Source organism: Vibrio sp. 10N.286.51.E5, from assembly GCF_041469125.1.
Classification (GTDB): domain Bacteria; phylum Pseudomonadota; class Gammaproteobacteria; order Enterobacterales; family Vibrionaceae; genus Vibrio; species Vibrio crassostreae_C.
Genome location: NZ_JBFRJZ010000036.1, coordinates 1 through 25,866, shown reverse-complemented (window position 1 = coordinate 25,866; position 25,866 = coordinate 1). Strand labels below are relative to the sequence as shown.

The 25,866-nt window shown below is 46.3% G+C and carries 11 protein-coding genes, 2 tRNA genes and 1 pseudogene; 10 read left to right on the top strand and 4 right to left on the bottom strand.

The window, feature by feature from the left end; translation table 11 throughout:
* Nucleotides 1–27 precede the first annotated feature (27 nt).
* The 3 genes from AB4161_RS13595 to AB4161_RS13585 are packed head-to-tail and all read left to right on the top strand — an operon-like array spanning nucleotide 28 to nucleotide 5,229.
* Nucleotides 28–1,674: an ABC transporter ATP-binding protein gene (locus AB4161_RS13595; protein ID WP_017066510.1), complete on the top strand. Its 1,647-nt coding sequence runs from the start codon at nucleotides 28–30 to the stop codon at nucleotides 1,672–1,674.
* Nucleotides 1,671–3,923, top strand: a complete 2,253-nt coding sequence (locus AB4161_RS13590) for an ABC transporter transmembrane domain-containing protein (RefSeq protein ID WP_372083468.1) — start codon at nucleotides 1,671–1,673, stop codon at nucleotides 3,921–3,923. Before AB4161_RS13595 ends, AB4161_RS13590 begins: the two co-directional genes overlap by 4 nt.
* Nucleotides 3,916–5,229, top strand: a complete 1,314-nt coding sequence (locus tag AB4161_RS13585) for an HlyD family type I secretion periplasmic adaptor subunit (protein WP_017061737.1) — start codon at nucleotides 3,916–3,918, stop codon at nucleotides 5,227–5,229. Before AB4161_RS13590 ends, AB4161_RS13585 begins: the two co-directional genes overlap by 8 nt.
* A 76-nt stretch (nucleotides 5,230–5,305) precedes the next feature.
* Here AB4161_RS13585 and AB4161_RS13580 read toward each other — a convergent pair whose 3' ends face one another.
* The gene (locus AB4161_RS13580) at nucleotides 5,306–15,208 is read right to left on the bottom strand and encodes a VCBS domain-containing protein (protein ID WP_372083467.1); all 9,903 of its coding nucleotides are present in this window, start codon (nucleotides 15,206–15,208) and stop codon (nucleotides 5,306–5,308) included.
* 233 nt (nucleotides 15,209–15,441) lie between these two features.
* Between AB4161_RS13580 and AB4161_RS13575 the strand changes: the two genes are divergently transcribed.
* The 5 genes from AB4161_RS13575 to AB4161_RS13555 all read left to right on the top strand — a co-directional run bounded on the left by AB4161_RS13575 (nucleotide 15,442) and on the right by AB4161_RS13555 (nucleotide 23,013).
* Nucleotides 15,442–15,906 carry a hypothetical protein gene (locus AB4161_RS13575; protein WP_102571357.1) on the top strand — a complete coding sequence of 155 codons (465 nt, stop codon included), beginning with the start codon at nucleotides 15,442–15,444 and terminating at the stop codon, nucleotides 15,904–15,906.
* A gap of 99 nt (nucleotides 15,907–16,005) precedes the next feature.
* Entirely contained in the window at nucleotides 16,006–17,448 is a 1,443-nt protein-coding gene (locus AB4161_RS13570; RefSeq protein WP_372083485.1) for a TolC family protein, read from the top strand.
* A gap of 11 nt (nucleotides 17,449–17,459) precedes the next feature.
* On the top strand, nucleotides 17,460–19,199 hold the full coding sequence (locus tag AB4161_RS13565) for an efflux RND transporter periplasmic adaptor subunit (protein ID WP_372083466.1): 1,740 nt from the start codon (nucleotides 17,460–17,462) through the stop codon (nucleotides 19,197–19,199).
* Entirely contained in the window at nucleotides 19,196–22,339 is a 3,144-nt protein-coding gene (locus tag AB4161_RS13560; RefSeq protein WP_372083465.1) for an efflux RND transporter permease subunit, read from the top strand. The genes AB4161_RS13565 and AB4161_RS13560 overlap by 4 nt, the downstream gene beginning before the upstream one ends.
* A gap of 104 nt (nucleotides 22,340–22,443) precedes the next feature.
* Nucleotides 22,444–23,013, top strand: a complete 570-nt coding sequence (locus tag AB4161_RS13555) for a cupredoxin family protein (RefSeq protein ID WP_372083464.1) — start codon at nucleotides 22,444–22,446, stop codon at nucleotides 23,011–23,013.
* A gap of 126 nt (nucleotides 23,014–23,139) precedes the next feature.
* Here AB4161_RS13555 and AB4161_RS13550 read toward each other — a convergent pair whose 3' ends face one another.
* The 3 genes from AB4161_RS13550 to AB4161_RS13540 all read right to left on the bottom strand — a co-directional run bounded on the left by AB4161_RS13550 (nucleotide 23,140) and on the right by AB4161_RS13540 (nucleotide 23,910).
* Entirely contained in the window at nucleotides 23,140–23,397 is a 258-nt protein-coding gene (locus tag AB4161_RS13550; protein ID WP_017078262.1) for a hypothetical protein, read from the bottom strand.
* Nucleotides 23,398–23,722: 325 nt separating this feature from the next.
* A tRNA-Gly gene (locus AB4161_RS13545) sits at nucleotides 23,723–23,797 on the bottom strand.
* Nucleotides 23,798–23,835: 38 nt separating this feature from the next.
* Nucleotides 23,836–23,910 (bottom strand) — tRNA-Gly (locus AB4161_RS13540).
* A 525-nt stretch (nucleotides 23,911–24,435) separates the two neighbouring features.
* Here AB4161_RS13540 and AB4161_RS13535 point away from each other — a divergent pair.
* Nucleotides 24,436–25,599, top strand: coding sequence for a threonine/serine exporter family protein (locus tag AB4161_RS13535; RefSeq protein WP_017058966.1), 1,164 nt, complete (start codon nucleotides 24,436–24,438; stop codon nucleotides 25,597–25,599).
* Nucleotides 25,600–25,778: 179 nt separating this feature from the next.
* Nucleotides 25,779–25,866 (top strand): annotated as a pseudogene (locus AB4161_RS13530) (hypothetical protein); the annotation flags it as partial.

The following is a 25,866-nucleotide window of genomic DNA, read 5'->3' as shown; positions in this document are numbered from 1 at the left end:
TTTCATAAGCATGGATAAGGATTGTGTATGCCCGCAAGTTCAATGAAAAACAAAGGGGTGGTGGGGAAAGTCTTACTGCCTTCTTTACTCATAAATCTTCTCTCTCTCGCCGTTCCGTTAACGGTTTTGCAAATTTACGATCGTATTTTACCTAACCAAAGTTACGGTACTGCCACTTTGTTGTTGGCGGGTGCAGCGTTGGCTGTTGCCATGGAAGCATTGATCCGGTTTGTGCGTACTTGGCTTTTGTCAGCCGCGGCCAGCAATACCGAGAAAGCGACCTATCAAACTTTGGTTGAAAGAGTGACAACGGCTTCATCAGGCCATCTCCGCCACATTGGTGTTGGCGGCGTGGAAGAGGGGCTTGGTTCTGTATCCAAAGTCAAAGATTGGTATTCCGGTGGTGTGATTGCAGGCTTTATTGATTTGCCTTTTGCCTTGATCTTCTTGGGCTTGGTGGCTTACATCGGCGGTGAGCTGGTGGCGATACCTTTGGCAGTTTGGCTGATTACTCTCGGAATCGTTTGGTTATCTTCTATTCGCGTTAAAAGCTTAAGTGAAGAAGCTTCCCAAGATGAGCAGGAGCGAAAAGCGTTCTTGATTTTACTGAGCCAAACCATTCAAGGAATCAAACGTCAGGCTGTTGAGTCTCGAATCTTCAATCAGTTTAAATCCCTCAATAACGTTCGCTCTCAGTCTAAAGCGAGAGAAGAAGAACAGAACGCCTTTGCCCAAGAATGTATTCAGCTTGCCGCATTAGCCACGTCAGTTTTACTCGTAATTACGGGGAGCTTGTGGGTGTTGGATGGTCAGTTAACTACTGGTGGCTTGGCGGCATGTTCTATCTTATCTGGCAGAGCGGTTGCGCCTTTGAGTGCTCTGGTTGGGGTTAGAATCAAGCTTAATTCAATACACAGTGCCAATCAGGCAATAGAAAAATTGAGTGACTTATCATTATCGGAATCTTCAGATTCTGAGCAAGTTGAGAACCACTTATCTGACTTTGAGACGTTGGAAATCAAGCAAGCGACCGTTGAAAGATATGGCGAACTCTCTCATGCAGATGTCACACTGAATAAAGGTGAGTTGGTTTTGTTAGAGAGTGAGGATCGCCACACCAACAGTCATTTATTGTCGTCGATTGCAGGTATTGATGATCTAAAAGCGGGTGAGTGCTTCATTAACGGAGCTGCAGTTTCAATCGCATCCGTAACCAATATTGCTGCCTACTGTGGCGTTAAAGGGCAGTTGGTGTCGGGTACTATTCTCGACAACTTGTGCGGGTTTGACCCTGAGAAAACGCAAAGCGCCAGTGACTATGCAAAGCGTTTGGGTTTAACCAAAGAGATTACTCGATTACCCGATGGACTAGAGACACAAATTGGCCATACGAGTGCTTCTTTGTTGAGTATGGGTAACGTGAAAATGCTCAATATCGCGGCTCAATTGGCAAGTGATAAACCCATAATCATGTTGGAAAGGCCGGATTCTTCACTTGATTTAGACGCCCTTGGGAATCTAGCTAAGGTGTTGGAAGAAGAAGTAACGGCAGGACGCACGATACTGATGGTGAGCTACCATTCGAAGCTTCGCGAATTTGCTAATCGAATCATTACAGTGGAAAGTCGAGCTATTACGGTCGACAGCGAGAGCAATCAGGAGGCCGTCGTATGAATCGTTTAGATATTGGTAACCCTTCAGGTACGAACAACCGTGCAGATACCAGCGGTCGACAAGAGGTGATGAATCATTTAGAAACCGAGAGCCTTTCCGTTCTTAAGCAGTTGGAAGTTAATGCTAATATCCAGTTGTTCGCACATCAATGGGTCGATGAAAATGGCATTGAATCAATCGACGATATGTTTGCCTTGTTCGACAGGCTTGCACTGCCTTATCGCTTGGTTGCCAACCTAGATGAAGTTGGTGAACATAAATTGGTCTTACTGGTACTTGGTGAACATGAGCTGGTCTCTGGTCATTTGGAATCCAAGCAATTTGTTGCCTTTAATGCCAATAACGACATCACCGATGTCCCTCAGTTTTGTATTGTTATCGAAGGGCCACCATTAGAGAAGGCCTCTCCTGATTGGGTTGGTGAAAGGTTACATGCGTTTCGCCCCATCATTCCTAAATTGTTATTGGTCAGCTTTATCACTAACTTATTTGCGCTTGCTGTTCCCTTCATCACGATGTCGATTTATGACCATGTGATTGGTGGTGATGCAGGGCATGAGTTGCAAGGTATCGCCATTGGCGCGGCGTTGTTGTTTGTGATGATGGGTTGGTTGAGAACATTACGTAGCCGAGTGTTTGCTTCAGTTTCCAACCGAGTAAGTCGTGAGATTTCTCAATCCCTCGTGCAGCGTCTGCTTCGTAATAGCTATGCTCAAAATCAGCAAACAGCTTCTTCTAGTCAGCAAAACCAAGTGATGTTGTCAGAGCGTATTTCAGGTGTGCTATCGGGGCCATTAGGAAATGCGTTATTTGACCTACCATTCATTCTAATTTTTGTACTAGCGATAGGAGTTTTAGGCGGATGGTTGGTACTGGTTCCAGTCGTCTCTTTAATCCTTTATTACTTGCTAGCAAAACGCTCGATACGCTCTAGCAGCAAGCGCTCGATGCAATCGACAGTCGCAGGTACGAATCGTCAAAACATGACTAATGAGCTGTCATCCAAGCTTGCCTTTATTCGCAGTGCTGGATTCTCAGAGCACTGGATTCAACGTTTCAAAAAAGCCAATCTTCTTGCTTCAACAGTGACCTTTAATCAATCGGTTCTCCAGAGTCGGTACACCTCGATTTACTATTTCATTGGTGTGGGCTCGACACTCGCCGTGATGGGGTTAGGCATAGGACTTATTTTTGAACAAGTGATGACGCCCGGTGGTTTGATTGCTTCAATGATGTTGATATCTAAGGTGACGGGTCCTGCTCAGGTGTTGGCAAACGGCGCGATGCGTTTTAATAGCTTTAATCAATCCAAGCTGCAAGTGAACCGTATTTTGTCTCAGCCGTCTGAGCGTGAATTCAGTTACCAGCATCACCCGTTACCCGTGGTAGCGCCTAACTTGAAATTAGACCAAGTGACGCTGCGCTATCCCAAACAGAGTCGCCCCGCTTTGAATGGTGTGAGTTTTGATATTGAAGCCGGTGAAGTTGTCGCGATTACCGGCCCTTCTGGGAGCGGTAAATCAACATTAATTGAAGTGCTGTCTGGCTTGCAGCCTATCCAAAATGGCATGGTCGAGCTTGAAGGCGTTAACCTCGTTCAATACGACCCGCAGCTTTATCGCCACTGGTGTTTCATTCGAGCCGCATATCCTGATTTGCTTACGCTGAGTATTCGAGAGTGGCTAAACGACGGTCACAAAGTCGAAGATCAGAAAATGATCTCTGCAATTGAAATGGTCGGCGGAAAGCGTTGGTTCGAGACATTATCAGGTGGGCTCGATACTTCCATCAGCAGTATTCAGCCGGACAGCCTTTTTGACATGTTGTCTGGCAGCGTCGCGCAGATCCTAATTGATGCAAAAGCGCTGGTTTATGACTACCCAATGTTCTTAATGGATAATCCTGTGCCTGATGCTCACCCAAATGCTAAACGTATATTTGGTGAGTTTGTGCAGTCGAAAAAAGGAAAAGCAACGGTGATTTACACGTCCCACGATCCGGATTTAATCAAGCTTGCCGATAAAGTGGTGGTATTAAATGAAGGTGCAGTGGTTTATGCCGGTCCATTAGAGCCGGAGCAGTCTTCGAAGCAGGAACAGCCTTCAGAGCCTCAAGCTTCTCAAGAACCGCAGTTATCTGAGCAACCGTTATCTCAAGAGCTACAGCCGTCAACTCAAGAGGCGTCTGCTCAACAAAATGCAGCCCAACAAGAACAATCAGAGTCTAAGCAAGGAGTCGCTAATGACTAAACAATCTATCGAGAAGGGCAAGCGCTACGGTGAGCTTGTTGAATCACAAAATACGGCTCGTACATTGGCGCTGGCCACATGGTCGGTTGCCTTATGTGTTATTGCTTTTGCCACTTGGTCTGTAGTCACTCAAGTTGATGAAATCGCCAAAGCCAAAGGTGCTGTGATTCCGGAAGGCGAGAAGCAAGTATTACAAAGTGCGATTGGCGGTAAGTTAAAGCAAATTCTTGTTAAAGAAGGCCAGTTGGTAGAGAAAGGCCAGCCGCTTGTTGAGTTTGATGCCACTTTCCAGCGTACCGCCCTTGAAGAGCTAAAGTCCCAACAAGTGACGCTTCTAGCCAGTGTGGAACGTATGAATGCGCTGCTTGAGCAACGTGAGCCTAACCTTGCTGAGTTTGAGGTCGATTACCCAGAGATCGTCAGCCAACAAAAAGCGCAGCTGAACGCGCAAAAAGCCCTCTACTTCCAAAAGCGTGTGGTGCTTGAGAAAGAGAGCGAGCAAATTGCAGAGCAGCTTCGTAGCGTAGAAAAGGCCTTGCCGAGTTATGAGAAAGAGTTAAATGCGACTAAGCAAGAGTTGAACATACTGGAGAAGGGTTACAAAGCGGGTAACATTTCACGTTTACGTGTGCTTGAAATGCGACAAAAATTGGCCAGTATCGAACAGAAAATCGAAGAAGCTCGTGGTAAGAAGTCGGTATTGATTAGACAAGCTGACAGTAATGACCAAAAAATCATACAGCTTCTGGCGGAGGCGAAAGCTAAAGTGAGCGATGATCGTTCTAAAGCCGTATCTGATTTATCAGCATTGAATGCTAGAGTTCGTTCAAGCCAAGCTAAATTGACGAACACTATGTTAGTGTCACCGCTACAAGGCTTGGTGCAAAGCATACCAAGCACGCAGGATGGTGGTGTTATTCAGCCGGGTGGCACGGTAGTTGAAATTGTGCCTGTCGGAGGGAACGCTGACTTCAAAGCACGTTTGTCCCCAAGAGATATTGGTTTTGTGAGTGTTGGGCAGCCCACTCGAGTCAAGATTGATGCGTTTGATTACAGCCGCTTTGGGGCTTTAAAAGGGGCGGTAGAGAGTATTTCACCGACCACAAGTCAAAGCGAACGTGGCGAGATCTATTATGAAGTTGTAGTGTCGGTTGATACGCCTTACTTCCGTGATAACCCTGAAAGCTTTTCCATACTGCCGGGTATGACGGGTGAAGTAGACATCACAACTGGCGAGAAGTCGGTGTTCCAATACTTATGGAAACCGATTTATACCAATGTTAGCGTGGCGTTTGGAGAGAGGTAAAGTCCTCCACTCTGGCTTGCATAAAAAAGGAGCACATGCCGTGCTCCTTTTTTTATCTAACCGAAGGGGTGATGTTCTAGTTATTTGGGTCTATGTCAGGCAGTCCGTCAACGTCATTATGATGGTGTAAAGAATCATCAATAGATGGGTTATCGGTATGGTGAGACAGCCCATCACTCATACCATCGTCAGTTTGCTCAGCCCCATAAGCACTCTCGGCATCACTGAAAGTGATATCGATATCATGCGCTACTGGTACATTGTGTGACGGTGAATCTATAGACGGCGAGTCAGCATTAATACCCAGAGCGTCTAGGTAAGCATGGGCACCAGAACGCTGTTCGTGTTCGCCTATCGCTGTATGTTCTAGGTTTGCCGTCACCTCATCAAAATTAAGAGTAACTTCATCAGGGGTGCTGAAAGAGGCATCCGGTTCATCCGCTTGGCTCATGCCGGGTGCTGGAGGAGGTGATGGAGCGATTGGCGATAAATCCATGCCAGTTAGTGTGGTTTGGTCAATGTGATGTCCGCTGTTTCCATGGACGGATTGCGAGTGCAAATGTAGGTGCACCGCGACTTGTGAGTTTTGAACGCCTCCTAGGGTTAAAACAAACGAGTCGGTTTCGTCTGTACCACTACCGTAAGAGCCTCCTGTATGTGTCTTAACGACGCCTGATGAAGTTTGTTGGTAATCGTAACTCAACTCTCCGGTTGCAGGATTGACATGCAAAGTACCAAATTGACCGTGTAATGCAGTGAGAGAGTGTCCGTGGTGATCTGATATTCCCCAGCCTGTCATTGGCGTAGGCGTTCCTTGGTGAATAATTGGAGGAATTCCGATTGAGGCATGCAGGTCCTGATTGCCTGCACTGCCGGTAATTTTTGCAGGGGCAACTAGGGTTGGCATTGGTGGAACATAGCTGTGTCCATCAATGCGCATTTCAACTTCTTGAGTTGTAATGCCCCCGTGTCCATCATCGACTAATAGAGAAAACTTATCGGTCAATTGTTCACCATTATTTAAAGCATTAACATGGCTATTGCTGTTATTAAGTGTGTAGACCCAAGTTTGTGTATTGCTATTATAGGTAACAGAACCATACTGTGGCTGATGTTGGCTATCAATACTGACAGAATGTTGATCGCTATGATCAACATCGCTGATAATAATTTGCCCAGAGGTCGCATTTGCAGCATCTTCATCAATGTTATGTGCACCTGCGATAACTTCAGAAACTGTTGGTTTATCATTAGTGCCATGGACATAGAGGGTAATAACCTGCTTATCACCGCCAGCAGTCGTTACTTCATATTGAACCTGCTCGACTTGCCCTGCCGCTAAGTGTTGAATATTGGCATTGGGAACCGAATAAGCCCAATCACCGGCTTTTCCAATGGTCAGGTGACCGCCATAGGGATCACTGATCGCATGGGCATTACGAGTGTCGTAAAAATGATCTTCACCGGCATCAGGATCGATAACATTCAACACGCCAGTGACAAATATCGTATGTTGGGCATCACCTTGTACGTGGCGATCTTCTGTTATTTGACCGCTTTTATCTCCGGCGAAGATCGCAGCATCGCCAACTGCCGAGAGTGTTGTTGATGCACCGGTGTGGGTCACACCACCGTGGGCATCTTTGACGTCATAGCTAAAATGGACATCGCCGTTATAGTCTTTTTCTGGCGTAAAGGTAAAGGTGCCATCGCCATTAATTAATATCGAACCATGGTCGGCGTGTAGGTTCTCAATGGATAATTTGCCAATATCGTTATCATCGATATCAGTTGTGTTAGCAAGTAGCAGTGCTGGGGTGAGGACAATTTTGCTATCTTCTAAGCCATTCGCTAAACGCACTTCAGCCGAGGCAATTGGCGCATCATTGGTGCCATGAACGGTCACTGTGATATCTTTTTTAGCACTGCCATCAATAGATTCAACGGTAAAGGTTTGCTGGAAGCTTTCCCCTGCGCCTAAATGTTGGACTTTATCATTGTCAATATCGTATGACCAATGGCCCTTTGCGTTGATATTGAACCGACCACCTTCGGCGGTGGTGATGGTTTGTGCAATAAAACCAGCTTGGTCGTGATCGGGGTCAATCACGTGTAACGTGCCACCACTGCTGAGCTGATTAGTGGTATTGCCAAAGGAAGTGTGATCTTCGTAAACATGATTATTGAGGCTGGAGTAGGGCGTTACTTCAATTTTTGCTTGGTTATCTTCACCGGTCACCTTCACCATAATGGTGAGCTTTTGACCATCATTGGTTTCGATTTCGTAGGGGAGCTCCATCGACTCGCCAGCATGTAGGCTACCAATGAGATCGTCCGCATGACGATTGGTAACAGCTTCTAATCTGAATTGATAAGTGCCATTAGGCCAAACATCAAGGTGACCAGGCTCAACCCCTTGGCCTAAATACTTCCCGCTAAAAACAAACTGAGTGTTATCACCACTATCAGGGTCAATTAGCTGAAGCTGGCCTCTATAGAATTTAAATTCACTATCCAGCGCTTGTGTTTCAGTGAGCTGAATGACATTAGAAACCAGTGTGGCTTTATCATCTGTCCCGGCAATCGTAAGCGTGGCGGTTTGTTGCGTACTTCCACCATGGCCATCTTCTACTTGATAGGTGATAGCGATTTGTTGCGACTGACCATTTGCCAAATGATTAAATGCGGGATCAGTGGCATCAACAATTAACGTATGCCCATCAGCATCTAAGGTAATGCCCGTTGGAAGTTGGCCCGACTGAGGTTGACCATCGATGGCATATTCAAGGTGACTGATAGTTAAAGCGTCGCCGTCTTTATCTGTGGCACCTACTAGCAGATTGAGGGTGTGATGATAATCGGCCCCCTCACTGACACTGTCGGTTAAAGGCGTCACATCAGGGTTGTCGTTAACCGCAGCTAAGTTGGTGGTTGCGCCGGTGTGGGTCACACCACCGTGTGCATCCTTAACGTCATAGCTGAAGTGTACATCGCCGTTATAGTCTTTCTCTGGGGTAAACGTAAACGTACCATCGGCATTGTTTAGAATAGAGCCATGGTCGACATGGAGGTTTTCAATGGTTAGCTTACCGGCGTCATTGGCATCCACATCGACGGTATTCGCTAACAGTTGCGCGGTGGTTAAGGTTTGGCGTGTATCTTCACTGCCATTTGCAAGCACCACTTCAGATGAACAGTAAGGTCTGTCGTTACTGCCGTGAATGGTGATGACAATATCGTGTGTTGTACCATCTTTTGAATGGACTGTAATCGTATCGGTTAAGCTTTGCCCTTCACCAAGTTGGTCAATTGCAGTGCCACGCGTTGTGGGTCTAGCACCTATACCTGATAGATGCCCGGCATCGGCGTGATAATGCCATGTACCGTCATTTTGTAGGATCAGATCTCCATAGGTACCGTGGTAGTCGTAACCATTGCTACCTTGCTTTTCAAAAATAGACTCACCCGTATCAGGGTCTGTAATGGTTAGCTTGCCATCCGCATAGAGTGTTGTATTGCCAAGTGTGGCGATGCCTGAGTGAGCATAGTCAGGTGACATGTCGACACCCGCGCTGCTTTCGGTTATTGAACCAGTATCAACGCCAGCGATTTGGGCTTTATCGCCAACAGCCGAGAGCGTCGTTGATGCGCCAGTGTGTGTTGTACCACCATGCGCGTCTTTCACATCGTAGGTGAAGTGGACGCTGCCGTTGTAATTGTGGCTTGGAGTGAAGGTGAAGGTTCCATCGTGATTGTCTTGAATCGAGCCATGGTCAGCATGCAAATTAGCGATAGTGAGCTTACCTGCATCGTTGGCGTCTACGTCAACAGTATTAGCGATTAGCTCGGTTGCTGTGATGGTTTGAGCAAGATCTTCTTTACCGCTGTTCAGTTGCACTTCACCAGAACAATACGGACGGTCGTTATCGCCATGAACGGTGACAACAATATCGTGAGTGGTGCCATCAGCCGATTTGACGGTGACAGTATCCGTTATCGATTCACCTTGGCCGAGGTGATCAATCTTTCTACCTGTTGCGTCTTGGCCTATGGAAGCGTAGTAGCTCCAATCTCCGTTACTCTGAAGTATGACACGACCATGAGTGCCGTAATAAACGCCGGTTTGGGCATGGCTTTCACCGGAGTCTGGATCAACAATGTTCAGGTGACCATCAGTGTGTATTTCGTCGTTCCATAATTTGCCGATGTTTCCATGCATATGATCTGGTGAGCGATCATCGACGTAGCCACCAGACATTGTACCATCTGGTGCTGTATAGGTATGCCCTTCATGAACATCTCCAGTATAGACACCGCCGATAACGGCAGAATTATTAACCCCTGTAATCGTTATTGAGAGGTTTTGAGTGCTGCTCGCATTATGCTCGTCTGTGACTGTTACTGGAACAGTCAATGTCTTCGTGACACCTGATGCTAACGATTGATAGCTAGAGTGAGCAGGATCGAAGCTATAACTGCCGTCCGGATTAACCACCAAGCCATCAATCTGCGGTGCGCTGTAAGTCAAGGCCGCACCGGTATCAATATCTTGGCCAACCATTTGTCCATTTAGAACGCTTCCACCTTCAGTCACTGAGTGGGACTGAGCATTGATGGTTGGGGCATCGTTGGTACCATGAACCGTTAGCTCTATCGTGTGTGTTGTACCATCTGCTGAGCGTATAATGGCTGAATCGTGTTTAACTTCGCCTTGCGCTAAGTTCTGTATATTGCGGTTGTCGAGGGTATAGGTGTAGTGACCGTCGCGCATGAGCAGTATGTGCCCACCCAGTTTGGTGTCGTAGCCAATACCTTGATAGGTTTGTGAGCCTATATTCGGATCAAACTGTGCCTCTCCCTTATCAGGGTCTTGGATGTTTAATCTGCCGTCGTAATGCAGTTGGTAGTGGGTATCTATATAGCCGCGATCTTCAGTTACTCCCCGTAAGTCTGCATTGGCTTGTGCGTCGGTAATAATCGCGTTATCTGGAGTTGCGATAAGATCAAACTTAGCTTGAGTGCTGACGCTGCCCCCATGGCCGTCAACCACATCATAGGTGAGTCGAATCTCACCATTGAAATCTTTATCTGGCGTGAAGGTATAAGTGCCATCTTTATTATCAGTCAGGCTACCGTGTGTCGCTTGCAAATTTGTCACGTGCAATACATCGCTACTATCCACATCGCTTGCATGTGTTAGCAAGTCAGAAGCCTTGATGGTTACGGGTTGATCCTCTTTACCCGCAGGAAGCTGAGTCCACGCACTGACAATTGGTTTGTCGTTGCTGCCTTGCACATCGATAACGACTTTATGAGGGACTGTCGCTCCTGTTGAATCGGTAGCGGTGATCCAGAATGATTCAGACTGATGTTCACCAGCCGCGAGTTTATCCGCGGCACCGCCGGTTGAATTGTCTAGCTGATAGTGCCAATGACCATGCTGATCAATCGACAGCGTTCCCCATTGACCTTGGGGTTGATTGATTGCCCACGTAACGGTGTCGGACTTATCTATATCAGTCGCGATTAAGCTCCCTGTCGCATCGGGGTTTCCTGCCGTGTTCAAGCCCTGTTCGATCACCGCGCCACTTGAGGTACCTGAGATAGTAGGGCGGTCATTGGTGCCATTAATCGTCACTTTGATGGTCGACGGTGTGCCATCAACGGAAGTGACAGTGAAGGTTTCTTCTACTTTATCGCCGACGTTTAATTGATTAAATGCGCTGTTGGCGGTGAATGTCCAATGGCCATTGGCATCAATAGTCAGGTCGCCATTGGTGCCAGTAATCGAATCCGGTGTGAATGCGTTATCTGGATTATCGACGTCGATACTGGTTAGCGTGCCTGAGGTAGTTACCGCTTTATCGGTTTCATCGATGGCAACGGTCGCACTGCTGACAGTAGCTGCGTCGTTAGTGCCATTAATCGTCACTTTGATGGTCGAGGGTGTGCCATCAACAGACGACACCGTGAAGGTTTCTTCGACTTTATCGCCGATGTTTAATTGATTAAATGCGCTGTTAGCGGTGAAGACCCATTGACCATGGGCGTCGATGTTTAGGTTGCCATTGGTGCCAGTAATAGAATCCGGCGTGAACGCATTATCTGGATTATCCACGTCAGTACTGGTTAGCGTGCCTGATGTGGTTACCGCTTTGTCAGTTTCATCGATGGCAATGGTCGCGCTGCTGACGGTAGCGGCGTCGTTAGTACCGTTAATCGTGACTTTTATGGTGGAAGGTGTGCCATCGATGGACGAGACAGTGAAGGTCTCTTCGACCTTATCGCCGACGTTTAGCTGATTAAACGCGCTGTTGGCAGTGAACACCCAATGTCCATTAGCATCAATAGTCAGGTCACCGTTGGTGCCTGAAATAGAATCCGGCGTAAACGTATTGTCTGGGTTGTCTACATCGGTACTGGTCAACGTTCCTGATGTCGTGACTGCTTTGTCAGTCTCATCGATGGCTACGGTCGCACTGCTGACAGTAGCGGTGTCGTTAGTGCCGTTAATCGTGACTTTAATGGTCGAAGGTGTGCCATCAACAGACGACACAGTGAAAGTCTCTTCGACTTTATCGCCAACGTTCAATTGATTAAACGCGCTGTTGGCGGTGAACATCCAATGACCATTGGCATCAATAGTCAGGTCACCGTTGGTGCCTGAAATAGAATCTGGCGTGAAGGTATTGTCTGGGTTATCTACGTCGGTACTGGTTAGGGTGCCTGAGGTTGTTACCGCTTTGTCGGTTTCATCGATAGCGACGGTCGCACTGCTGACAGTAGCGGCGTCGTTAGTGCCGTTAATCGTCACCTTGATGGTGGACGGTGTGCCATCAACAGAATTTACGGTAAAGGTTTCTTCGACTTTATCGCCCACATTTAACTGATTAAATGCGCTGTTGGCAGTGAACGTCCAATGACCATTAGCATCAATGTTTAGGTTACCGTTAGTGCCTGAAATGGAATCCGGTGTGAATGTGTTATCTGGATTGTCGATATCGGTGCTGGTTAGCGTGCCTGACGTGGTTACCGCTTTGTCGGTTTCATCAACTACGACTGTTGCACTGCTAACGGTCGCTTTATCGTTGGTACCATTGATGGTGACTTTGATCGTTGATGGTGTGCCATCGATAGAATTTACGGTGAACGTTTCTTCGACTTTATCGCCGACATTCAATTGGTTAAACGCGCTGTTGGCGGTGAACGTCCAATGACCATTAGAATCAATGTTTAGGTTGCCGTTGGCACCAATAATTGAATCCGGTGTGAACGCATTATCTTGATTATCCACGTCGGTACTGGTCAATGTTCCTGAAGTCGTTACTGCTTTGTCGGTTTCATCGATGGCAACGGTCGCGCTACTGACAGTAGCGGCGTCGTTAGTGCCATTAATCGTGACCTTGATCGTCGAAGGGGTGCCATCGATGGACGACACCGTGAAGGTCTCTTCGACCTTATCGCCGACATTCAATTGATTAAATGCACTGTTGGCGGTGAAGACCCAATGACCATTAGCATCAATAGTCAGGTCACCGTTGGTGCCTGAAATAGAATCCGGTGTGAATGCATTGTCTGGATTATCCACGTCAGTACTGGTCAACGTTCCTGATGTCGTTACCGCTTTGTCAGTTTCATCCACACTGACCGTTGCGGTACTGACCATCGCTTTATCATTGGTGCCATTAATTGTCACTTTGATCGTTGACGCTGTGCCATCAATAGACGAGACAGTGAAGGTCTCTTCGATCTTGTCGCCGACATTCAATTGATTAAACGCGCTGCTCGCGGTGAAGTTCCAATGACCATTGGCATCAATAGTCAGGTCACCGTTGGTACCGGAAATGGAATCGGGTGTGAAGGTATTATCTGGATTATCCACGTCAGTACTGGTTAGCGTGCCTGATGTGGTTACCGCTTTGTCGGTCTCATCGATAGCAACGGTCGCACTGCTGACAGTAGCGGTGTCATTAGTGCCATTTACTGTGATAGTCACTTGATGCGGCGTGCCATCAGCAGATTGAACCGTGATGGTGTCGGTAGCGGTTGCTCCTTTACCTAATGCTTGAACGGCAGGGTTTTTATTATCAAGATCGTACGTCCAAGAACCAGTATCGGTCAGATGAAGCGTACCAAACGAGCCTGCAATATCGGTACTTCCTGTGGATGAAGTAGCGAAGTGTGCCTCGCCAGTATCCACATCCGTTACCGCAAGTGTGCCCGAGGTCTGAAGTTGGGACTCTTCGGTTACCACTCCAGCACTGGTTCCGCTTATCACGGCTTTATCATTGGTGCCGTTAACGGTAATTGCAATTTGATGAGGAGTGCCGTCGGCGGAGTGGATGGTTATGATGTCTGTTGTCGCAGAGCCTTGACCAAGAGCCTGAACTTTTGGGTTTTTATTATCTAGGTCGTAGCTCCAATCGCCATTGTCTTTAAGGTGTAAAGTACCCAGTGTCCCCTTGAGGTCGGAATTAGAAAAATGCGCCTCTTTTGAGTCGATATCGGTGATGTTGAGTTGGCCTGAAACCGTTAGGTCTTTATCTTCAGTAACTTGGCTTGAGCCATTACTTGTCCCGATAGCGAAAAACGAACTTGGTGAATTTGCTGTACTACTCGTGATTACTGCATGGTCGTTGGTGCCATTGATCGTAACCATAACTTGATGCGCTGTACCATCAGCTGAGTGAACAGTGACGATGTCTGTCGCAGTTGAACCTTGGCCAAGTCTTTGAACTACTGGGTTATTGTTGTCTAAACTGTATGTCCACGCACCGTCTTTGGTGATGCTTAGCGTACCGAAATTACTAGTCACTTGTGAGGCTTGAAAGTGGTCCTCTCCAAGATCAGAGTCCGTTACCGAAAGCTGCCCTTGAACTTGTGTCGTTAAATCTTCAGTTAACGTGCCAGCATCCACACCCGTAATTACGGCATTGTCGTCGTTTCCGCCAATCGTCATATCGATCGTTTGCGGTGTGCCATCTTTGGTGTGAATTGTGAAACTTTCGTGCAATGAAGTGGCTGCGGTTAAAGCTTGAACATTAGAGAGCGAGTTATCAACTTGATACTGCCAATGTCCATCAGCATCGATAGTTAATGAACCATATTTACCTGAGATAACTTCCGGTGTAACCGAACTTTCATTTTGGTCAGGGTCTATGACATCAATTTTACCGTTCGCATGTAACAAGCCTTGTGAATCAATATTGTGATCTTCTGTTACGACACCTGTTAAGTCTCCAGAAATACTTGGCGTGTCTTGCTTACCTGTTACTGGTATCTGGACAATGATGCTCGAGCCATTAGATAGATGTAACGCAAAATGGTCAGTACCTGGTTGGTGCTGATTTAACAGGATGTATTGAGGAGAATTTGGATTCAATACGAATGTGTATTGACCATTTGCATCAACATGAAGCTCTCCGTACGTACCTTTTATGACTTCTGGCATAAAAGTGACGGGTAAAGCGGGCGTCGTAGGCGCATTCGAATGAGTCGGCTGACCGTTACTCCCTGAGGAGATAGTCGGCATCGATACCGAAGGAATGTAATGGACTTGCGGGTGAGAAAGCGTCGATAAATGATGAGAAGGAACCAAGTGAGAGCTCGAACCATGGGCGGCATGACTTGCACTTAAGGTTGAGTTTACGTCGTTGTCACTCGTCTGAGCTTCTTGGAGAGCAACCGCTGATGAGTCCGCCTTGCTATGGTCATCGGTGACATCTTTTTCGGCCACGTTATTTGCGGTTACTTGATCTGCAGCGTCGTTGGAATTGTCTATACTCTCCGCAGCAGCGTGTTTAGCCAATGATGGCAAAATCATCATGAGTGACTGAAAAAGTGGGATATTCACTTTTAGATGTGAATGCAGTCTGCGCTTCTTTTTTTGTGTTGGTTTCTTTTGTTCTAGCTCGTTACTTTTCTTATTTTTGATTTCTGTATTTTTCTTGTTTGCTTTGACGTTTTTTTTGTTAGCCATTTTTATCATCCGTGAATCGTGGTTGCACTGTCTTAAGTAAAATACACAGATAGAGGTTTCGCTAGCTAATTGGATAATTTTTAAAGAAAAAACTGCAAAGTCGAAGAATTATCTCGTTTTGATGAAAGAGAGGATGAATACTTTTTCAACGGTCAGGTAAATATCGGCACAATGGCATTGACCTTACCCTAAGGGGAACGTTTATAGTTGCGTTGTAAATTCAAAGGTAAACTATGACAAACACATTCCGAAAAACTTGGATTACTGTTTTCAGCATCATTGCGATGTTGATGTCTAGCTATGCCTCAAGCTCCTCAGCCTTGATGACTGAAGTAATGATGATGGAAATGGGGTCGAGCAAGTCGGCTTGTTACCACAGCGATACTTCGGTTAATGATTCAATGGCAGGGTGTCATGTGATGAGTGAAGAAGTACACGCTGTAGACTCTAACATGAGTGCCCATGCTTTGATGGCTCAATTCGATATGTCTTCAATGAGCGAAGACGGCAGTCCGATGATGGGTAACCATTGTTCGAGTGCCGATTGCTGTGCCTCAATGTGTTCTGCAAGTCCCTATCCAATCCAGGCTGTTCAAGCCGTTGATCAACTTTCCTTTTCATTAGCTCGTTTTCAATCGGTCACGATTGGCCAGAAAGTCGCACGCGCTCAATCTTTGCTACGCCCACCTTCCGCATAAATCTATATCTAAAAATACAGCTCTATCAGTTAGATAAATCTGATAAGCCATTCTTTTTTATGCGCTAATTGGCGCTAGATATGGACATTCATTGTGAATATGAAACCAACAACCTCTGTGTTTGTCATGAACACGAGCTTAGTGGTTGCTGCTGCCTTGCCTATGGCCTTGCTTTCAAGTGCTACGCTCGCGGCTACCACGGCGTCAGCTTCAAATGCTCAACACATTTCAGCACATGACCAAGCAAGCTCGACGCAGCAACTCAATACACTGATTGAGATTGCTTTAAGCGAAGATGGAAATCGCAAACAGTACTTTGCTCAGTCTCAAGCGATGCGAGAAACGGGCATTGCCAGCTCAACCTTAATGGATCCTAAATTAAAAGTCGGATTTGGCGGTTTGCCTGTCGATAGTTTTCAATTCGACGAAGACCCGATGACTAATATATCGGTAGGGTTGATGCAGCAGTTTGAGCGTGGCGATACGCTTAACCTCCAACAGAAAAAGGCAGGCCAACAGGCAGATGCTTTAGCTTTGCAGGTGCAAGCAAGAGAATTGACGGTTGCGAATAGCATGACGCAGCTTTGGCTTGAGTTAGGTTATCAGCAAAAGGCTGAGTCGGTGATTCGTCAAAATCGTCGTTTGTTGGTTGAGCTTGAAAACTATGTACAAACCAATTACTCGATTGGTAAAAGTGAAGCGCAAGATCTGCTTAATGCTCAGCTTCAAGTGAGCAAGCTTGATGAGAAACTACAGGCAAACCAGCAGGTTCAGCGCCGTTTAATCTCTCAGCTTTCTGAATGGTTGGGTTCTGATTGGCTAGGCTCTCAGGTTCTTGATTCTCAGGGAACACTGAGTGCAACTAACCAAATCGATTGGTCGTTGTTGGAAAGCAAATTAGCGACCAATATCGATTCAACTAAGCACTACCAGCTACTGACTGACCATCCTTTGGTTAAGATCTCCGATGTCAGTATTTCCTCCAATCAAACTCAGGTTGAGTTAGCCGAGCAAGCTTATACCCCGCAGTTTGGGGTGGAAGTGATGTATGCACACCGTCAAGCCAATAACATGGCGGGTGAACCAGCTTCTGATCTGGTGAGTGCTTATCTGACAGTCGACATCCCGCTGTTTACAGGGAGCCGACAAGATAAAAACTTATCGGCTGCTCAGTATCAAGTTGGTGCGGCTAAATCTCAAAAAGACACCTTACTTTCCCAAATGAACGCGCAAGTGAACGCATTGCTGGTGGACAGATCAAATCTGATCCAGCGATTAGATCGCTATCAAACGTCCTTGCTTCCTCAAACCGCAGCACGAATCAGCGCGGTTGAGAGGGGCTATCAAAACAATACCGCTCAGTTTAACGATGTCATTTTAGCAACGACCGATGAGCTGGCGCTTAAGTTAGAGCAACAACGTTTGATCACCGATCTCAACATCGTTAACAGCAAACTGGCGGCGTTAGTCAGTGGCTTTGAATACCAAGTAAACCAACCACAACTCAACTCAAGCGCAACTAAACACACAGCCAATCAATAAGGAAATAGGCAATGAATACAGTAAAAGTAGCGACTATCGCTTTATTGGTCGATGGTGCATTGGGTTTTGGTGTGAACCATTTTCTAATTAATCCAGCACACGACATGTCAGCAATGGCAACGAGTACAGACGCCGAAGTAAGTAAACAAACCAAGGATGAACCTCTGTATTGGGTGGCTCCGATGGACCCAAATTATCAGCGAGACAAGCCGGGTCAGTCACCTATGGGGATGGATTTAATCCCTGTTTACGCGGATGACTCAAGTGGTGTTAAAGATGAGCCCGGTACCGTGTTCATTGATTCATCGGTAGAAAATAATCTGGGCGTCAAAACAGCGAAAGTTAAGTTCGAAGCGCTATCTCCTCGGATTGAAACCGTGGGTTATGTGGCGTTCGATGAAAGTACATTGTGGCAAACTAACGTAAGAGCAGCTGGTTGGGTTGAGAAGCTCTACATCAACGCTGTGGGTGAGAAGGTAAACAAAGGTGATGTGCTTTTCACACTCTATTCTCCAGAGCTTGTTAAAGCACAAGAAGAGTTGATCAGTGCTTATAAAACGGGTCGTAAAGGTTTGATCAAGGGCTCGACTGAACGCTTAATTACCTTGGGTGTTGATAAGACTCAAATCCGCTCTATTACGCGCAAAGGCAAAGCCTCACAAACCATTGAAGTCAAAGCGCCAGCCGATGGTGTCATCGCAAGTCTGAATATCCGAGAAGGTGGTTACCTTTCACCTGCACAAGCGGTGATCAGTGCAGGCCCATTAGGCGAAGTATGGGTTGATGCTGAGGTGTTTGAGCGTCAAGCGCACTGGATCTCGTCAGGCAGCAATGCAGTGATGACGCTAGATGCCATTCCTGGCAAAGAGTGGTTGGGTAATGTTGATTACGTTTACCCAATCCTTGACCCAAAAACTCGAACCTTGCGCGTTCGTTTGAAGTTCTCCAATCCGAATGGCGAGCTTAAGCCAAATATGTTCGCCAATATTGCGCTGAAACCCATCAGTGATGAAGCCGTTCTTACTATCCCAAGATCTTCGGTGATTCACTCCGGTGGTATGACTCGAGTGGTGATGTCAGAAGGTTCTGGCAAGTATCGCTCTGCTCGTATTGAGGTTGGTCGTGAAGCTGGCGAAAAAATAGAGGTGCTTCAAGGGCTAGAGCAAGGTGAGAGTATTGTCACTTCTGCGCACTTCATGTTGGATTCTGAATCGAGCCAATCTGCTGATCTGTCACGCATCAATGGTGTTGAGGAAGAAGATGAAACCGTGTGGGCAAATGGCGAAATTTCCGATGTTATGCAAGGCAGTCGCATGGTGACGATTAACCATCAGCCTGTTCCTGAATGGGATTGGCCGGGTATGGTGATGAATTTCACCTTTGCGGAAGGCTTAGACATGAGTGACGTGAAACGTGGTAAGGCGATTGATTTTGAGATGAGAAAGACAGAGTCAGGGCAGTACGAGGTTGTTGATTACAAGGTCAACAAACACAAGATCGCCGGCGAAGTTTGGGTAACGGGTGACATCACCATGTTGATGGCAGATTTTGGCATGATCACTGTAAAACATCAGCCAGTCCCTGAGTGGAATTGGAAAGCGGGTGAAATGAATTTCCAAGCCAGTGATGACCTTGATTTATCTGAGTTTGCCGAGGGTCAAACCATTCGGTTTCTAGTGGCGAAGCAAGGTTCTGATTATGTGCTCAAATCTCTCGAACCGACGAATAGCACGGGTGAGGGCGAACTATGATCAATGCAATTATTCGCTGGTCTATTAGCAACCGTTTCTTAGTGCTGGTTGCCACTGTCGCCATCGTATTTGGCGGTTTATACAGCGTTAAAAATACACCGGTTGATGCCATTCCTGATTTGTCAGATGTTCAGGTAATCATCAAAACCAGTTATCCGGGTCAAGCCCCACAGGTGGTCGAGGATCAGGTGACCTATCCATTGACCACCGCCATGTTAGCTGTACCGGGTGCTGAAACAGTTCGTGGCTACTCGTTCTTTGGTGATTCCTATGTCTATATCATCTTCAATGACGATACCGATATGTACTGGGCGCGTTCACGAGTGTTGGAGTACTTAAGCCAAGTTGCACCTAACTTGCCATCGAGTGCCAAGCCAACACTAGGACCCGATGCAACCGGTGTGGGCTGGGTTTACAGCTACGTGTTGCAAGATAAAACAGGTCAGCACGACTTAGCGGAACTTCGTAGTTTGCAAGATTGGTTCTTGAAGTATGAATTGCAAACTGTAGAAGGCGTGTCTGAAGTGGCGACCGTTGGTGGCATGGTGAAGCAGTACCAAGTACAGATTGATCCTGCCAAGTTACGTGCTTACGACCTAACGCTTCAGCAAGTCAACAAGGCAATCCAAGATGGTAATCAAGAAACAGGAGCGTCTGTTGTTGAGATTGCGGAAGCCGAACATATGGTTCGTACCACCGGTTACCTGACAAGCATCGAAGACATTCAATCTCTGCCGCTAAAAGTGACCGACAAAGGTACTCCGTTGCTATTAGGTGACATTGCTGACATTAATCTTGGCCCGCAAATGCGTCGTGGTATCTCTGAACTCAATGGTGAGGGTGAAGCGGTTGGCGGCGTTATCGTGATGCGCTTTGGTGAAAATGCCAGTGAAGTGATCGACTCAGTGAAATCCAAGCTCGCTGAACTGCAAGCAGGCTTACCTGATGGTGTCGAGATTGTCGCGACTTATGACCGTTCTACTTTGATTGATTCAGCCGTTGAAAACCTTTGGAAGAAGCTGGCTGAAGAGTTCATCGTGGTCGCCGTCGTGTGTGCGCTGTTCTTGTTCCATATCCGATCATCACTGGTTATCGCGCTAAGTCTGCCAGTCGGTATCTTAGGCGCATTCATCGTTATGCATTGGCAGGGTATTAACGCCAACATTATGTCTCTTGGCGGGATCGCGATTGCGATTGGCGCCATGGTGGATGGTGCCATAGTGATGATTGAGAACGTTCATAAACACATTGAACGGACTCCGCTCACTGACAAAAACCGTTGGCAAGTGATTGGTAAGGCAGCAGAAGAAGTTGGCGCGCCGCTGTTCTTCTCTCTGATTATCATTACCTTGAGTTTTGTGCCTGTGTTCGCGCTAGAAGGGCAAGAGGGCAAGATGTTCTCGCCACTTGCGTTTACCAAGACGTATGCAATGGCCGCTGCAGCCGGTTTGGCTATCACGCTTGTTCCTGTGCTAATGGGTTACTTCATTCGCGGCAACGTGTTACCTGAACACAAAAACCCAGTAAACCGAAGCCTAGTGGCGATGTATAAACCGCTTCTGAACCTCAGCCTCAAGTATCCAAAGGTGATGATTGTTATCGCACTTGGCTTAATGGCGTCTGCTTATTACCCAACCAGTAAGCTTGGTAGTGAATTCATCCCTCCTTTGGACGAAGGGGATTTGATGTACATGCCAACCACGTATCCGGGTATCTCAATAGGTAAGGCTCGTGAGTTGTTGCAACAAACCAACAAGCTCATCAAAACCATTCCAGAAGTCGAAACCACGTGGGGCAAAATTGGCCGAGCAGAGACAGCAACCGATCCTGCGCCACTGACTATGATTGAAACGGTTATTCAGCTTAAACCGCGAGAACAGTGGCGTGACGGTGTCACTACGGAGTCTCTGCGTAAAGAGTTTGATGATCTGATTCAATTCCCCGGTTTGACCAACGCTTGGGTCATGCCAATCAAAACGCGTATCGACATGTTGGCGACCGGTATTAAAACGCCAATTGGTATCAAAATCGCCGGCCCAGATCTGAGCGTGATTGAGGATATTGGCTCTCAACTTGAACCTATCTTGAATGGTGTCAATGGCACGGCCTCTGTCTACGCCGAGCGTGTTGCGGGTGGTCGTTATGTGACGATAGACATCAAACGTCGTTCTGCTGCGCGATATGGTTTGAGCATTAAAGAAGTGCAACAGGTTATTTCGACTGCGGTTGGTGGCATGAACGTGGGCGAAACCGTTGAGGGGCTAGAGCGTTACCCAATCAATGTCCGTTACCCACAAAGCTATCGTGATTCTGTCGTTAAGCTGCAGAACCTGCCGTTAGTGACACCAAATGGAGCGCGAATTGCTTTGTCTGATGTCGCGGATATTCGCTATGAAGATGGGCCACCAATGATTAAGACGGAGAACGCGCGTCCTAATGGCTGGGTGTTCGTTGACATCGAAGGTCGCGACCTTGGTTCTTATGTGGCAGAGGCGCAAAAAGTCGTTACCGATCAAATTGTTTTGCCTGCGGGTTACTCGCTCGCTTGGTCTGGTCAATACGAGTACATGGAACGCGCCAAAGATCGCTTAAGTGTGGTCGTGCCTATCACCATTGCCATCATTATGTTGCTGCTGTATTTGAGCTTCCGCCGTGTCGGTGAAGTGATGATGATCATGCTGACATTGCCACTCGCGATGGTGGGTGGTTTATGGCTGATGCATGTCCTCAATTATAACTTCTCCATTGCGGTGGGGGTGGGCTTTATCGCGCTTGCCGGGGTAGCTGTTGAGATAGGTGTGATCATGTTGGTCTACCTAAACCAAGCATGGCACTACAAAAAATTGGATGCGGAGCAGAACCAGCAAGCACTTCAGAGTGAAGACTTAACGGATGCGATTCGTGAGGGTGCAGGACTGCGTGTTCGCCCAGTGATGATGACAGTACTTACGGTGATCATTGGCCTCATTCCAATTATGTATGGCGAGGGAACGGGCTCCGAAGTGATGCAGCGAATCGCCGCGCCAATGATAGGTGGTATGGCTTCTGCACTACTGCTTACCTTACTGGTGTTGCCTGCAATCTTTAAGCTCTGGAAACAGCGTGAGATTACGCAAAGCCAAAGCGTGACAAAAAAATAACGTATTGACTATTAGCCCTTACTTACCAAAAACAGAGAGGTAAGGGCGCATTACATGAACATGTGAAACCAACAAAACAAACAGAATATATTTAAGGAACGACCATGAAAAAGACACTAATTACTATCGCTTTAACAATCACCGCTTCAACAGCATTTGCTGCAATGGATCATTCAGCTGGTGGCCATTCGAATATGGACCACTCGATGATGAAGAGTGGAGAGATGGATCATTCAAAAATGGATCACAGCATGATGAAGGATGGAAAGATGGACCATTCGATGATGAATATGGAAGGCATGTCTGAAGTGGGTATGCCTGCGACAGGCGCAAAGCCGGATAAAGTGGTTCATGTTCTGTTAAGTGACGATATGAAAATCACATTTAAGAACAAGGTTGATATTGAGCCGAACGACGTGGTGCAGTTCGTTGTGATGAACACAGGCAAGATTGATCACGAATTTTCGATTGGTTCTTCCGAGGAGCAGTTAGAGCACCGTGAAATGATGAAAAACATGGGTAATCACGCTCATGACTCGGGCAGCACAGTTACAGTTAAGCCGGGTAAAGCGAAGCAATTGCTGTGGCATTTCCATGGTGATAATAACGTAGAGTTCGCGTGTAATATTCCTGGTCACGCTGAAGCGGGTATGGTGAAGTCGTTAACGCTTTAGACGTTAATCAATAGCGCTTTGTTGAATTAGAAATTCAATGAGGGCTAGAAAATTAAAGATAAGTCTTAACTTATACCTAAAGCGCTTTGCTGTGAGGGATTCGCTGAGGCTTATCTTTATTTATAGTCACTGTAGCAAGATAGAAGTTTCAAGCAAGTGGTGTGCTTCGCCGCTCAGGTGCGGTAGCTCTGCCATGATCTTTTTAAACTTGTCATCGATTGACTCTGCTTCATTAAGCGATCGAAAAGCCAGTACAGCCTGTTCAGGCTCGCTGTTCACATAACCTTTCAATGTATCTAGCTGAATTTTGTTCGCATTTTCGACTTTTGACAGTGCGACATTAATTGCATCGATATTAATTGTTAACTCATTGCTTTTAAACATTTTTTATTATTTATGGGTTGTTGCTAATGCGCGCACATTAACACAACTGTTTTTTCGGATATTGACCAAGATTATTAAATTGGAACAATTTTGAAAATCATTAAAAGCTGAACTGCAATGTGTGATTTGGATAGGTGTCAGAAATACGAAGCGATTTAAGGAGTTAATAGCTTTGGTTGGTTACTTAGCGTTGATTCGTCAATCTAAGCTTAAACCAAATTAGTTTAATCAGTATAGATTTAATGACTATGGATTTATCGAACGGAGAAAGTTTTTGAATAGGGTATCGCTGGAAGAAAGCATGTCATGGAGCTTAAGGAGAAGTTGGAGCGTGCAGCGGGAATCGAACCCGCATCATCAGCTTGGAAGGCTGAGGTAATAGCCATTATACGATGCACGCACACTGTCTTAAGAGTAAGACTGAGGCATCAAGAAGACTGGAGCGTACAGCGGGAATCGAACCCGCATCATCAGCTTGGAAGGCTGAGGTAATAGCCATTATACGATGTACGCACATCGTCTTAACGAGATTGATAATGCCACATCTAACTGAAAACGAAACCTTTTTCTTTCATTTTTATTCTAAGTGCTCGCATAACCACCACACCGCTAGTTTTTCAATCATGTTCGGCGTTTTCAGAGTGAATAAAACGTGACTAAAATCTCGTTAAAAGGAGGGCGAGAAATATTAGTAAATGTCATGCTGCTTTTGGCGATAAACCCGCGTCAATTTATAAAAATGCTTTAGTAGTGCTTGGTTGTCATAAATTTCATGAAAATTAAGGAATTTGGAGTGTTAACATAAACTGATTTTTATTCGTGTTTTAGCATCCGTTAATAACAATCTGAATGCATAAATTTAACTTATCAACCGGTCAAAACATTCAGTAAACTAATCCCAAATGAGTAGAGTTATAGAGACTTCTAAGCCTTTGCAGAAAAAAGTAACGAGTTCAGTTGATAATTCACGCAAAAGCCTCGTCATTCCGTCTGTCGTTTGGTACATTTGCCGGACATTTTGTCTCCCCTAAAATACCCATGCCTTCTCAGTTCCGAATTAACAAAATTGTTGAAATTGGTGATACTCTTCACCGCAGTGGTTGCGCTCCGTATAAGCTTGAAAAATATACACAATACTATGCTAAAAAGCATGGTGTGGATGTGATGATCCAAGCAACGCCAACCGCGATCAATTATCAGTTTCCAGACGATAACAACGCTGTGATTCTTAAGCGTCTAAAGCCTGCTTCAATTAACCTGAGTTTGTTGGCTAATACCATCATTCGTATTAACCAACCGAGCAGTGAGCCTGTACCAGAGCCTGTCGGTTACTCAAAATTTGTGACTGCACTTGCCAATATGGGTATTCCGCCTGCGTATTTGATGCTGGTGGGCAGCACGTTGGAAGCGGTGGGCTTTTCTGCCTTATTGGGTTTGATGGTTTGGGTATGTCAGCAAGTTCTTCATTCACGTCGCGCTATCGCGGTTGAATTCATCTCGGCACTGTTAACGGGTATCTTTGTGGCGTTTCTGGCGAGTACAGGGTTGCCGATTCCGGTGTGGGCGTTATGTATCGCCTCGATTGTCCTGTTTGTCCCCGGGTTATCCATAGCCAACGCATTAGAATGTTTGGCGTTTAATGACTTGGTTTCTGGTACCAGCTTACTAGGGCAGAGTGCCTTAACGCTGATTAAGCTGTTTGTTGGGATTATCATGGGGCTCAACATCGGTGAAGCAATATGGGGACAAGCGGTCTCCATCGACTATACCAATGCGGTACCGATGTGGATGCACATATCTGGCTTGGTGCTGATCTCTGTGTCTATCGGTGTGATGTTCAATGCTCGCCCTAAAGACATCTTACTTGGTTTGCCAGTTGCCGTTCTCGGTATGTGGGGCCCATTCTATCTAGGTTTTGATAGTGGTTGGGTTGTCGGTACTTGGGTTACGACGGTTCTTATTACTTTGTACGGAACTTGGATTGCTAAGAAGATGGAGCTCACGGGCTCTATTTATATCGTGCAGGGGATCATCATCTTGGTTCCGGGTAGTCGAGTATTAGTGAGTGCCAGCCAGTCGGTGTTTGAACAATCGATTTTACCTATCCCGAGTATCGGTTTGTCGGCGTTATTCATGTTCTCTGCAATCGTGGCAGGGCAAATCACCGCTTACTCGATTTACTCACCAAAAGTCGAACGTTAATCCGTTCCGCTTCTCAAACTTTTAAACAAACACAGCTTAGTAGCTGTGTTTGTTCGTTTTAGGTACTGCTCTTTTTTAAAGACAATTAGCTCTCTGTAAAACTTGTTAGATTTATGCTCGCTAAGCCTGACAAGAGCCATTAAAATGGAACAAATTCTATTTAAATGAAGTATTAACGTATGTCTCTACCTCCTTGTCCGCAATGCCAATCTGAATATGTCTACCCAGACCAAAACAACCTAATCTGCCCTCATAGACAGAACCTTA